The sequence below is a fragment of the Sporolactobacillus terrae DSM 11697 genome, assembly GCF_000648615.1.
Lineage (GTDB): Bacteria > Bacillota > Bacilli > Bacillales > Sporolactobacillaceae > Sporolactobacillus > Sporolactobacillus terrae.
Map to the genome: position 1 here is coordinate 58,335 of NZ_JFZC01000031.1, position 12,861 is coordinate 71,195.

The 12,861-nt window shown below is 45.2% G+C and carries 14 protein-coding genes; all 14 read left to right on the forward strand.

What is annotated here, in order from left to right; genetic code table 11:
• Positions 1-298: 298 nt before the first annotated feature.
• The 14 genes from spoIVA to trpA all read left to right on the forward strand — a co-directional run bounded on the left by spoIVA (position 299) and on the right by trpA (position 12,333).
• Positions 299-1,786 carry a stage IV sporulation protein A gene (gene spoIVA, locus AA84_RS0105085; RefSeq protein ID WP_037563031.1) on the forward strand — a complete coding sequence of 496 codons (1,488 nt, stop codon included), beginning with the start codon at positions 299-301 and terminating at the stop codon, positions 1,784-1,786.
• 260 nt (positions 1,787-2,046) lie between these two features.
• Positions 2,047-2,319, forward strand: coding sequence for an HU family DNA-binding protein (locus tag AA84_RS0105090; RefSeq protein ID WP_010023597.1), 273 nt, complete (start codon positions 2,047-2,049; stop codon positions 2,317-2,319).
• A 410-nt stretch (positions 2,320-2,729) separates the two neighbouring features.
• On the forward strand, positions 2,730-3,317 hold the full coding sequence (folE, locus tag AA84_RS0105095; RefSeq protein WP_169736930.1) for a GTP cyclohydrolase I FolE: 588 nt from the start codon (positions 2,730-2,732) through the stop codon (positions 3,315-3,317).
• A gap of 27 nt (positions 3,318-3,344) precedes the next feature.
• Positions 3,345-3,584: a trp RNA-binding attenuation protein MtrB gene (mtrB, locus tag AA84_RS0105100; protein WP_028976313.1), complete on the forward strand. Its 240-nt coding sequence runs from the start codon at positions 3,345-3,347 to the stop codon at positions 3,582-3,584.
• 44 nt (positions 3,585-3,628) lie between these two features.
• Entirely contained in the window at positions 3,629-4,384 is a 756-nt protein-coding gene (locus AA84_RS0105105) for a heptaprenyl diphosphate synthase component 1 (RefSeq protein WP_028976314.1), read from the forward strand.
• Between the two features lie 29 nt (positions 4,385-4,413).
• Positions 4,414-5,121, forward strand: coding sequence for a demethylmenaquinone methyltransferase (locus AA84_RS0105110; protein WP_028976315.1), 708 nt, complete (start codon positions 4,414-4,416; stop codon positions 5,119-5,121).
• A gap of 60 nt (positions 5,122-5,181) precedes the next feature.
• Positions 5,182-6,150, forward strand: coding sequence for a polyprenyl synthetase family protein (locus tag AA84_RS0105115; protein ID WP_028976316.1), 969 nt, complete (start codon positions 5,182-5,184; stop codon positions 6,148-6,150).
• Positions 6,151-6,234: 84 nt separating this feature from the next.
• Complete coding sequence (gene ndk, locus AA84_RS0105120; protein ID WP_028976317.1) at positions 6,235-6,657, forward strand: nucleoside-diphosphate kinase; 423 nt, start codon at positions 6,235-6,237, stop codon at positions 6,655-6,657.
• A 20-nt stretch (positions 6,658-6,677) separates the two neighbouring features.
• The gene (locus tag AA84_RS0105125) at positions 6,678-7,457 is read left to right on the forward strand and encodes a CheR family methyltransferase (RefSeq protein WP_037563021.1); all 780 of its coding nucleotides are present in this window, start codon (positions 6,678-6,680) and stop codon (positions 7,455-7,457) included.
• Positions 7,458-7,813: 356 nt separating this feature from the next.
• Positions 7,814-8,839 (forward strand): anthranilate phosphoribosyltransferase, encoded by a 1,026-nt coding sequence (gene trpD / locus AA84_RS0105130; protein WP_028976319.1) that lies wholly within the window; start codon positions 7,814-7,816, stop codon positions 8,837-8,839.
• Entirely contained in the window at positions 8,832-9,629 is a 798-nt protein-coding gene (trpC, locus tag AA84_RS0105135) for an indole-3-glycerol phosphate synthase TrpC (protein WP_037563023.1), read from the forward strand. The genes trpD and trpC overlap by 8 nt, the downstream gene beginning before the upstream one ends.
• Positions 9,613-10,284: a phosphoribosylanthranilate isomerase gene (locus AA84_RS0105140; RefSeq protein ID WP_051577814.1), complete on the forward strand. Its 672-nt coding sequence runs from the start codon at positions 9,613-9,615 to the stop codon at positions 10,282-10,284. The genes trpC and AA84_RS0105140 overlap by 17 nt, the downstream gene beginning before the upstream one ends.
• Positions 10,256-11,488: a tryptophan synthase subunit beta gene (trpB, locus tag AA84_RS0105145; RefSeq protein WP_028976322.1), complete on the forward strand. Its 1,233-nt coding sequence runs from the start codon at positions 10,256-10,258 to the stop codon at positions 11,486-11,488. Before AA84_RS0105140 ends, trpB begins: the two co-directional genes overlap by 29 nt.
• Positions 11,485-12,333, forward strand: a complete 849-nt coding sequence (gene trpA / locus AA84_RS0105150) for a tryptophan synthase subunit alpha (RefSeq protein WP_037563025.1) — start codon at positions 11,485-11,487, stop codon at positions 12,331-12,333. The genes trpB and trpA overlap by 4 nt, the downstream gene beginning before the upstream one ends.
• The last annotated feature ends 528 nt before the right edge of the window (positions 12,334-12,861 follow it).

Sequence of the window (12,861 nt, forward strand, 5' to 3'; positions counted from 1 at the left end):
ATAAAATATAGGGGCGTCAACCATTTTGCAAGAGTTTAAGGGCGTGGAAGGACTTAGTCATGCGGAGAGAAGACTTTATGGTCTTCTCTCTAATTTTTTTTGCGCAAAGTAGTCATAAAAAAGCATAGAAACAATAGCTTAATAGGGATAGGCAGCATATAGTCCAGCTGCCGGTCCAACTTTGATCACACCTTCGGAAGATCCAAATATTATAGGCATATTTAATGGACAAAGTCATATGTTTAGAACGATCACCGAGGTAATTTATTGCAGAAGGAGGAGCGGGAGGGTGCCAACTTTGGAAAAACTTGAACGAGTGGATATTTTCAAAGACATTGCGGAACGAACCGGCGGAGATATTTACTTAGGGGTCGTTGGAGCTGTCCGAACCGGGAAATCGACGTTTATTAAGAAATTCATGGAACTGGTGGTTCTGCCAAATATTGAAGATGAGGCAGACCGTGTTCGCGCTAAAGACGAATTACCGCAAAGTGCAGCAGGCAAACAGATTATGACAACCGAGCCTAAATTTATTCCTAATCATGCAGTTAAGGTTACGGTGGAAGAAGGTCTGGATGTCAATATTCGTGTCGTTGACTGTGTCGGTTATGCGGTAAAAGGTGCAAAAGGATTTGAGGATGAAAATGGTCCGCGCATGGTGCACACACCGTGGTACGACGAACCGATTCCTTTTCAGGAAGCGGCGGAAATTGGAACGCGCAAGGTTATTCAAGAACACTCGACGCTTGGCGTCGTCATTACGACTGATGGATCCATTGGAGAGATTGGCCGAGAAGATTACGTTGAAGCTGAGGAACGCATTGTTGATGAATTAAAAGAGGTCGGCAAGCCGTTTATTTTAATTATCAACTCAACGCATCCCTACCATCCGGAAACCGAGGGATTGCGAAAAGAATTGTCTGAGAAATACGATATCCCATGTCTCGCCCAGAGTGTCGAGAACATGACGGAGCATGATATTAACAACATTCTTCGCGAAGCACTTTTTGAATTTCCAGTGCTGGAAGTGAATGTGAACCTGCCAAGCTGGGTGATGGTGCTCAGCGATGAACACTGGCTGCGCAAGAGCTATGAAGACGCGGTCAAAGACACCGTTAAGGATATCAAGCGGCTTCGCGATGTAGATCGGGTCGTCGGCACGTTTGGCGAATACGATTTCATTGAGAATGCGCAACTGTCCGGAATCGAAATGGGGAAAGGAACGGCAGAAATTGATCTGTATGCACCGGATAATCTCTATGATCAAGTGCTCAAAGAGGTCGTTGGCGTTGAAATCCGCGGTAAAGATCACTTGCTGCAACTGATGCAGGAATTTGCGCATGCGAAACGTGAATATGATCAAGTGGCCGATGCATTGAAGATGGTGAAACAGACCGGTTATGGAATTGCAGCACCATCCATCAATGACATGAGTCTCGATGAACCGGAGATCATTAAGCAAGGCTCTCGTTTTGGTGTGCGGCTGAAAGCTGTCGCACCGTCCATTCATATGATCAAGGTGGATGTTGAATCTGAATTCTCCCCAATCATTGGAACAGAAAAACAGAGTGAAGAACTCGTTCGCTACCTGATGCAAGACTTTGAAGACGATCCGCTTTCAATTTGGAATTCCGATATTTTCGGGCGTTCCTTGAACTCGATTGTTCGAGAAGGCATTTCTGCTAAACTGGCATTAATGCCGGAAAATGCACGGTATAAACTAAAAGAAACCTTGGAACGAATTATCAACGAAGGCTCCGGGGGACTGATTGCGATCATCCTATAACACGCGAATGAAATCACTTGAGATCCCACCAGGGGTCTTTTTCTTTGCAAAAAATAGCTTGGATACATCGCCATCCAAATCGGTCGCTGTGATTCAATTTTTTTCGCCTTTTTCATAGGAAGAACGATTAAAAAGCTGATAATAGGGCAATATTTTTATAAAAGCTGTTGAATTCTTCCATTACTTCGTATATGATAAGCGTTGTTGATGTTTCATCCAGCGCAAAAGGGGAGTTAATCCCTTTTAAGGAGGTGAAAGTGTTGAATAAGACTGAATTAATTACTGCGGTTGCAGAATCTGCAGAATTGTCTAAAAAGGATGCTACAAAAGCGGTTGATTCTGTCCTGTCAACGATTGCCGATGCATTGAAAGATGGCAACAAAGTTCAATTAATCGGATTTGGCAACTTTGAAGTTCGCGAACGCTCTGCACGTAAGGGGCGCAATCCTCAAACGGGCGAAGAAATCGAAATCAGCGCAAGCAAGGTGCCGGCATTTAAACCGGGTAAAGCATTAAAAGAAGCCGTCCAATGATCTGAAAGATTACATAGGACGTACATTGGAAGGAGCCATCCATTTCGGATGGCTCCTTTTGCAAGCTAAAGAAAGTTTATGATCCTGTACAAGGCAAACGGTTGCGAATAGCGCGCAGGGCGACGTTCATCGGTTCAGCCTGTTGATGTGAGCGTCTTGTAACGTATCGTTATTAAAACAAGTACAGAGCGACAGCAAAGGGGCTTAGAGAAGGGCAGCCGGAAGATTCTCATAAGAAGCAGACCCGCTTCGTTTTTTATTGGAAGGATTCTTAAGGATCGATCAACTTTTCTTTATTTTTGTATTGGGCTATGCTAGAATTTTCTATTAGAGCAAGTAATCGTACATAGATTTGCATTATTGAGCCTGAATCAATAGAGCTCACCATTTACGATTTCGTTTTGCGGGACATGGAATTTGGGAGGATATGTTTAGTGAACGTGGATCATGAAAAAATAGAGAAAGCTGTTCGGATGATTCTTGAGGCTATTGGGGAGCAGCCGGACAGGGAAGGACTTATTGAGACACCGAAACGTGTGGCTCGTATGTACGAAGAGATCTTTCAGGGCATGCGGCAGGATCCGAGAGAATATTTGTCGAAAACGTTTCATGAAGCGCATGAAGAATTGGTATTAGTAAAAGATATACCCTTCTATTCAATGTGTGAACATCATCTTGTTCCTTTTTTCGGCAAGGCACATGTTGGCTATATTCCAAGAGGCGGACGGGTAACTGGTCTCAGTAAACTGGCACGGGCGGTTGAAGCGGTTGCCAAGAGACCGCAGCTTCAGGAACGATTAACTTCAGAAGTTGCGAACAGTATCGTTGAAACCTTGCGGCCTTATGGGGTGATTGTAGTAATCGAAGCCGAGCATATGTGTATGACGATGCGCGGTGTAAAAAAACCAGGAGCAAAAACAATTACTTCTGCGGTACGCGGAATTTTTCAAAAGGATTTGAATGCGCGTGCGGAAGCGATGTCGCTTATCAATCATTAAACAATGAAGAAAGTGAGGGATCGTTTGATGGAACTGAAAAATGAAGAAGTATTAGGGGATTACTTCGTGATCAAGGCAGAAGAAGACGGTGTGAATGTCATTGGTCTGACCCGCGGAGCGGAAACGCGTTTTTTTCACACGGAGAAACTGGATAAAGGTGAGGTCATGATTGCACAGTTCACCGAGCATACGTCAGCGATTAAGGTACACGGGCAGGCAACCATTCAGACCAAACATGGGGTAATCCAAGCTGAATCGAAAGCATGATGCGTTCTGCCATTTGAAAATGTTTGGCATGGGGGGGCAAAGCTTTGTCGCTATTTAAAGAATTAGACTTGGTCTGTCATCAGCTTTGTCTTGAATTAAAGCATGAGTATGTACAAACGGTTCTGCCGAAACCGGACATCGATCGAGATAAGATGACGATTTACTATATGCTTTTTCGAATGAATGAGCCGCAACAAGCCGCCGGCTCCTACACGAAAAGTGTGATGGTTGCTGAAATCGGATTAAACACCCATGAAACCATGACTTGCGAAAAGCGAACGAACAAAGAACTGCTTAAGCAAAGGCAGCTAACGGTGCTATCCGGTGATTTCTACAGTGCACTGTACTATTATACACTTGCACGACAATCGAATATTGAACTTGTTAAATGGGTCGCTCAAGCAATACAAAATTTTAATGAATATAAATGTGCCTTATTTTTCCCTCCCGTCCATTTTGGCTGGCAGGAGTTAATCCATGAAATAAAGAAAATTGAGAGCGCTCTAGTAGGGAAGATCGCGCGCCAGCTGGGCTTTACGCATGTTGTTCCGTACATTAGTGATTTTTTCTTAATTAAACGGCTCATTGCGGAAAGGGATCTTAGAAATGAGGAAAAACATACGGGATACTTTTCAAAAATGCGCCTTGATGATGATGACCAGCTGGTTGAAAAATTAGATTGGGAAATAAAAAGCCGAACCGCACAACTGTCACAAGCATTGAAACGGTCAGAGGATCAGTCCGAGCTCTTTCTCAAATTAAAGGATTATATAAACCTGCAATTGCCGCTAACGGCATAACGGTGATAAAGAGAGGACTGAACGAAATAATGGAGCAAGAAGCAAAACGTGAGAAAGTGCACCACGTCTTTCAAAAAATTTATAAGCGGTACGACGCGATGAATTCGTTGATCAGTTTTAATCAACATAAAGCGTGGCGTCGAAAGGCTGATGAGCTTGTCGCAGCAAGACCGGGTGATCATATTATTGATGTTTGTTGCGGTACCGGTGATTGGACAATGTCTCTTGCTGAAAAGGTTGGAGCAACGGGACGAGTCGTCGGTCTTGATTTCAGCGATAATATGTTGAAAATCGCAAAAATGAAACAAGATGCGCATCAGTTTGAACACGTGCAGCTTGTAAATGGTGATGCCATGGATCTTCCATATGAAGACGCTTCGTTTGATCGTGCTACGATTGGTTTCGGTTTGAGGAATGTTCCGGATTATTTAACGGTTCTTAAAGAAATAAATCGTGTCCTTCGTCCAGGGGGGACTTTGGTATGCCTTGAAACGTCGCAAACGAAGATACCGGTTTATCGACAACTGTACTTCATTTATTTTCGATTTATGATGCCGATTCTTGGAAAGTTGTTTGCGGGAAGTTATAAAGAGTATGCTTGGCTAAATGAATCCGCTTCAAAATTTCCAGACCAAAAGACACTTTCCAAGTTGTTTGAGCAGGCCGGTTTTGCCGACATTGCGGTTCACTCATTAATGGGAGGTATTGCGGCTATTCATAGAGGAATAAAGGCTTGAAACCAGATCGAAACGGTTAACATGCCTAGCAGTTCCACGACTTAGTGAAAGGTGAAAGAGATGACCCTGTCCAGAATATATTTGGAAAAAAAAAGCAAGCTAAAAAGCGTTGAACGCGAATTGGAATCTGTACTTTCTGTAGCCAATCCACTATTGAGCGAGGCATCGCTTGATTTGCTCAAGGCGGGGGGAAAGCGCATACGCCCCCTTCTGACTCTTCTTTGCGCCGAATATGGTGATCCGGAGCGAAAGGCAGTTAAAGATTCAGCAGTGATGCTGGAGCTAATTCATATGGCGTCGCTTGTTCACGACGATGTCGTTGATGATTCTGACTTGAGACGTGGAAAACCGACGGTCAAAGCACAATGGAATAATCGTGTTGCGATGTTCACTGGCGATTTTATCTTTGCGAAGGCAATCGAGCTTATCTCAGATGTGGACAATCTTGAAGTACACCGCAGCATTTCGCGTGTCATCCGCGATCTCAGTCTTGGTGAAATTGATCAAATAAAAGAGCTGTATCATTGGAAGCAAAATTTACGAACCTACCTAAGACGAATTAAACGGAAAACAGCACTGCTTATGGCTTTGAGCTGTCAGTTAGGAGCACTTTCATCGGGCTGTTCGTCTGAAATTGGGTTAAAGCTCTATTACTTTGGCTATTATTTGGGCATGAGTTATCAGATTACGGATGATATTCTCGACTTTATAGGTACCAAGAAACAACTGGGCAAACCCGCTGGCGGTGATCTACGTAATGGAAACATTACTTTGCCAACCTATTTCGCAATGAATCGATATGGCCTGCGCAAGAGTATCCGGAAAGTACTCGAGAACAAGAATCCAAGTCATGAACAATGGGACGCTGTGATTCATTCAATTCGCGCATCAGGTGCGATCCGGGATTCCGAACAATTGAGTAATGCTTATTTGCAAAAGGGGATCGACCTCTTAGAACAGTTGCCACAAGTGAAGGTAACCCATGCATTAAGGGTAATTGCAGATTATATTGGTACAAGAAACTATTAATTCAGATACCCGCATGCAAGGTACATGTGAGTGTCTTGAATAGTTGATTTATCATTGAATTTATCGCTTAGGAGGCGAGTAAAGATGGAACGCACATTTTTAATGATCAAACCAGACGGTGTACGTCGCGGATTAATCGGCACGATTATCGCTCGATTTGAAGCAAAAGGTTTTAAAATGATTGCAGGTAAGCTGATGACCATCTCGGATGAATTGGTTAAAAAGCATTACTATGAGCATGAAGGAAGACCTTATTATAATGATTTAACGACATTTATGACTTCCGGACCCGTTTTTGCAATGGTATGGGAAGGCGAAGATATTATCAAACTTGCTCGATTCATGATGGGTTCGACCGATCCGGAAAAGGCTGCTCCGGGGACCATTCGCGGTGATTACGCAACGCGAATGAATCGTAATGTGATCCATGGATCGGATTCGCCAGAAAATGCAGCGCGGGAAATCAATCTGTTCTTTAATGAAGATGAATGCGTTGCACGCCTGTAACTTGCTAAGGAGTAGAAGAGATGTCCGAACTACGCAACGGAGACTATGAAACGTTTAAACGCTTGTTTTTTAATTTGACAGGAATCGATTTATGTCTTTATAAAGAAGAACAAATGAAACGCCGCCTCAATACATTGCGCATGCGGCACGGTTTTTCATCCTTTGAAGACTTGGCGCATCATTTACGTGAGGACCGTGCGTTATTGGACGAAACGCTGAGCCGAATGACGATAAATGTGACTGAATTCTTTCGGAATCGCCAGAGATGGACTGTTTTAGAAAAAAAGATTAGCCAAATGGCTTCGCGTAAAGGCACAATCACTGTATGGAGCGCAGCGTGTTCAACCGGAGAAGAAGCGTATTCTTTGGCTATTTTGATGAGCAAACATTTGCCGCAAAACCAATTTTCGATCCTTGCAACGGATATTGATGAAAAGGTTTTGCAACGGGCGAGAGATGGCATTTATCCGGAGCTGGCGATTCATGGGCTAAATGCTGACGAGCGCCATTTTTTTATAAATAAGGGATCACAATTCGAAGTACAGCCACAGCTGAAACAAAGCGTTCATTTTCGTAAACATGATCTGCTGCTCGACCCTCCACCGAAATCGTTTGACTTAATTGTCTGTCGCAATGTACTGATTTATTTTACCGAGGAAGGCAAACAATCGATCTATCATAAATTAGGACAAGCGCTTAAGCCGGAAGGTATCCTATTTGTTGGCAGTACGGAACAGATTTTTAATGCTGCACGCTATCAATTGAAGGCGTCGGAAACTTTTTTTTATGAAAAACTATGAGCCGCGTTAGCGGTTATTCGCAATAAAGAAGCATAATTTATGAGGTGCGGCATGCAACGCATGAACAGACAAAAAATGGTTGACAGTTGTCTCCTTGTTGACTAAGATAATGAATACATAATCTTTATATTATGTTGACGATTGGATTGCGTCACAGGACGCGATCAGTCAAAAGTTGAGAAGAGAAAAAGAATGAGCTGAGTTGAGTAGAGCTGAGGGTTTGCCACGCTAAGATAGCCAAGATACCCGCAGAAGCTTCTGCGGATTTTTCTTTGTGATCAGTATCTTTTTGAACTGATCACCCTCCTTTATACTCCACAAACTGCTCATTCCTCAAAAAAGAGGAGTGAACCGGAATGTTTCAAGCGACTTTAAAAGAATTGGTTCAAGGCAAGACATTATCGGAAAAAGAAGCCGAAGTTGTGATGAACGACATCATGGACGGCAAGGTCGATTCCAATCAGATTTCTGCCTATTTGGCGCTGTTAAGTTTGCGCGGGGAAACAGCAGATGAGCTGACTGGATCGGTTCGGGGCATGCGGGCACATGCATTACCGCTGAAGTATGCGGATCCATTGTTGGATATTGTTGGTACCGGCGGTGACGGCATGGCTACATTTAATTTGTCCACTGCTGCAGCAATTGTGCTCTCGTCGCTTGGCGTGAATGTTGCAAAACATGGCAATCGTTCGGTTTCATCAACGAGTGGAGCTGCCGACGCATTAGAAGCACTAGGTATTTCAATTCAATCCACCCCAGCATCGGCAGCAGCGTTGCTTGAGCAAACGCATATGTGTTTCCTTTTTGCCCCGCTCTATCATGCATCAATGCGCTATGCAATCGAACCGAGAAAATCGCTCGGCTTTCGGACAATCTTCAACCAACTGGGCCCATTAACGAATCCTGCTGCTGCTGCGTATCAATTACTCGGTGTATACAGCCGTGAATTAGCGAAACGCTATGCCGAAGTGCTGGTTAAATTGAACACAAAACGAGCCTTGGTCGTCACTGGTTCAGACGGTATGGATGAGCTGACCATCGCAGGAAAAACGGATGCATACCTCATCGAAAAGAATCAGATCCACACTTTCACGCTGACTCCTGAGGATGTTGGGTTAACGAGAGGTACCATTGAGGAGCTCCGCGTTCATAATCCTCAGGAGAGTGCAAAGATCATTGAAACGGTATTAACCGGGACGTCACGTAACGTCTCAGCAATCAATGCGGTACTTTTGAATGCAGGTGCAGGGCTTTTTACCGCAGGAAAAACAAATTCGATCGCAGAAGGCGTTCGTGTAGCACGTGAAGCGATTCAATCCGGTCGTGCGGCCAAACAGCTTCAACTATTGCGTGCAAAAACGAAGGTGATGCTGCATGCCTGAATCCATTCTCGACCAGATCTTAAAGACAAAGAAAGAAGAACTGGCCCACTTTTCGCTTCCTGAACCCATGTCTCAACCTAAACCGCATTATTCATTGAAAGACGCATTATTACGGCCCAATCATCAGTTGGGGTTAATTGCTGAAGTGAAACATGCTTCGCCGTCTAAAGGCATATTTCACACGAAGATTAGTGCAAAAAAAACGGCGACACGCTATGCGTCCGCAGGTGCGGACGCAATCAGTGTTCTCACGGATCAAAACTATTTTCATGGCTCCATTAACGACTTAATAGAAGTAAGACAAAGCGTTCAACTTCCTATTCTGCGCAAAGATTTTATTATTGATGAACGTCAAATTGAAGAAAGTGCGCGTATTGGTGCAGATGCGGTTCTCTTGATTGCTGCAGCGCTTGAACCAACCGCGTTACATGAATTGTACTTAGCGGCAAAAGCGCGTGGACTTGAGGCGTTAGTTGAGGTGCACGATGCACAAGAACTGGCATCGCTCTTAAACGGTTTTACCCCTGAAATAATCGGTGTCAACAATCGGGACTTGAGGACTTTTCACACGAATTTGCATGTAACGGCAGCACTTGCCCCTAACATACCCAGAAACGCAGTGCTTATCAGTGAATCGGGTGTGCATCGCCCGCAAGATGTTCAGTTCCTTTTGGAACAAGGGACACACGCTGCACTTGTCGGTGAAGCTTTAATTTGTGCAGCAGATCCAAAACAGAAAATTTGCGATTTGTTCGGTAAGGGCGTGAATGCTCATGCCTCCCGTACTTAAATATTGCGGCAATCACTCCCTGAACGATTTGAGTGCTGTCTATGCAAGCCATGCTGATTATATCGGCTTCGTCTTCACCCACAAAAGCAAGCGTACAGTCAGCACCGAACAAGTATCACAATGGCTGAATCAGATCGGTCGATGCAAAGGAAAGCAGCTAGTCGGCGTGTTTGCGGATGATTCACTGGATACTATCAAATCAGTATGCGAGCATGTTCCGCTTGATGTTGTGCAGCTGCATGGCGGAGAATCGCTGCATCACTTGATTGCCGTAAAAAAAATGGTTGATCAATCCGTTTGGAAAGCGCTCCATCACGATGAAACAACGTTGGATCAAATGCGCCGTTTTCGTGGAGCTGCCGATGGATTTATCATCGATACAAAACGAAAAGGAACACTTGGCGGGACTGGAAAACGCTTTGATTGGCACCGTATTCCGAACTATTTATCCGAAGCAAAGCGTCAGCAGGTGCCTTGTTTCATTGCAGGTGGAATCACTCCGGAAAATATAGAGGAACTCATGATGTATCAGCCGACAGGCATTGATATCGCATCAGGAATTGAACGTCATTTTGGTAAAGATCAAGCGCTTATTCGCAGTTTAGAGGAAAAGGTGGGGGTTAATGATGGTCAGACAAGCACAAGCCGAAAGTAAATACAGAACCGATGAAAATGGACGATTTGCGGCTTTTGGCGGACAATACGTTCCGGAAACGCTGATGCATGCCGTTCTGGAATTGGAAAAGGGATTTAAAGACGCCATCAGCGATTCATCTTTTTTGCGTGAATATCGCCGCATTCTCCATGACTATTCAGGTCGGCCAACACCGCTTAGTTATTGTGAGCGACTAAGCAAAACACTTGGCGGCGCGCAAATCTTTCTGAAACGTGAAGATTTGAATCATACTGGCGCACATAAAATCAATAATGCGGTTGGCCAGGCTTTACTGGCACGTCGAATGGGCAAGAAACAGATCATAGCAGAAACCGGCGCCGGGCAGCATGGGGTGGCTTCTGCTACGGTTGCTGCTTACTTCGGATTGCCATGCAAGGTATTCATGGGGGCAGTTGACGTCAAGCGACAGGCATTGAATGTGTTCCGAATGAAGCTGTTAGGTGCGGAAGTGATCCCGGTACATTCAGGAAATGGCACCTTAAAGGATGCTGTCAATGAGGTGCTTCGCTATTGGGCTGCGCATAGCGATGATACGGCATATATTGACGGTTCGGTCGTTGGTCCGCATCCTTATCCAATGATTGTTCGCGACTTTCAACGTATTATCGGCGATGAAGCACGTGAACAATGCTTGAAACAAACGGGAAGTTTGCCTGATGCGGCGGTTGCATGTGTTGGCGGCGGCAGCAATGCGATCGGCCTGTTCACCGCATTTTTAGATGATCCCGTTTCGTTGTATGGTGCGGAAGCAGCAGGCAAGGGTGTGACCACCGGCGAACATGCCGCAACCTTAACGAAAGGAACGGTCGGAATTATCCATGGGATGAAAACCTATCTGCTGCAAGATGCGTATGGTCAAATTAAAGCGCCTTATTCCATATCCGCAGGTTTGGATTATCCGGGTGTCGGACCGGAACACGCTTATCTTTCTGAGTCGGGACGTGTAGACTATAAGGCAATTACAGATAACGAGGCAGTCGCTGCGCTGCTTGAATTATCCGAACTGGAAGGCATTCTTCCAGCGTTAGAGAGTGCCCATGGACTCGCACTTGCCTTCAAAGTAGCAAAAACGATGCGAAGAGAACAAAAGGTGATTGTCTGTCTATCGGGTCGCGGCGATAAGGACGTTAAAACAATCATGCACGTTTTAGCGAATCATGAAAAAAGGGGGGAGCGTTTATGACTGTTCGTATGGAGAAACACGTGACGAATGCTAAGACTATGCGGTTTATCCCATTTATAACCGCGGGTGACCCAACGGATGAAGCAACCGTTGCGTTGGCTTTAATGCTCCAATCCCTTGGTGCCGATGCACTCGAACTTGGCATTCCTTATTCAGATCCACTGGCAGATGGACCGGTGATCCAAGAGGCATCGCAAAGAGCCCTGCGTCATGGCGAAAATTTAAATCAGGCAATGCGTCTTGTGGAAGAAATGCGTACACAGGGGCTTGATCTCCCGGTCATTATTTTTACCTATGCCAATGTTTTGCTTCAATTTGGCTTAGATCGTTTCTTTGAAGAGGCGGTAAGTCATGAGGTTGACGGGCTGCTTGTCCCTGATTTGCCCTATGAAGAAAGCAGGAGCCTTGCCGATCAATGTGCGGAACACAAAATAAGCTTGATTTCACTCGTTGCTCCAACGACATCTGATGAGCGTCTCAAAAGGATCTGCGATCATGCACAAGGCTTTCTCTATTGTGTCTCCTCTCTAGGTGTGACCGGGATGCGCAAAACGTTCCACCCTGACGTCTATCCATTCCTTGAACGCGTCAAGCAGGTGGCGCAGTTACCGGTTGCGGTTGGTTTCGGCATCTCATCGCGCGATCAAGTCGCAGAACTGGAGCATTATGCGGATGGATTTATCGTTGGAAGTGCAATTGTTGCTGAGGTTGGGCGAAGAGCGGAGCAATTGGCTGATTCATCGACGCGAACTGCAGCGATACGCGAGATTAAGCTTACGCTTGATCAGCATCTGCTACCAGAACGGGTCAATCATAAACCGCTCGCTTCAAATGAATACGAGTAAGCAGGAACGGATCCCTTGCATGACAAATAAAGAACGTACTGATTCTTGGATAAACGGCATTGCTTCGATAGAATAATTGAGTAACCGAAACCGAAGCGACGATTCAGCACAGATAAGACACGACCCCATCACACATGGCTGGAGATTAGGGACCGGGCGTATTTTGCCCGGTTTTTCTTACAGGAAAAGAAAGTTTATGATTTTGCTTTGGTGTAGAACGATAAGCGGCAATTTCATCAATAAGAGTTAGCTCGAGACACGAAAGCGCGAGACGCCTGCGGGAACAGCGAGCCAGCGAGACCCCGCAGATACCTACCTGTCTGAGGAGGCTCGCGGTGCGCCCGCGGCAAGCGAGTAACCGAAGCGGCGATTCAGCACCGAAAAGACACTAGTCCATCACACATGGTTGGAGATTAAGGACCGGGCGTATTTTGCCCGGTTTTTCTTACAGGAAAAGAAAGTACATGATTTTGCCCTGTTTTCAAGCCAATAGACCAGTGTCTTGGCCAAGAGTCAAAGCGGAGGTAC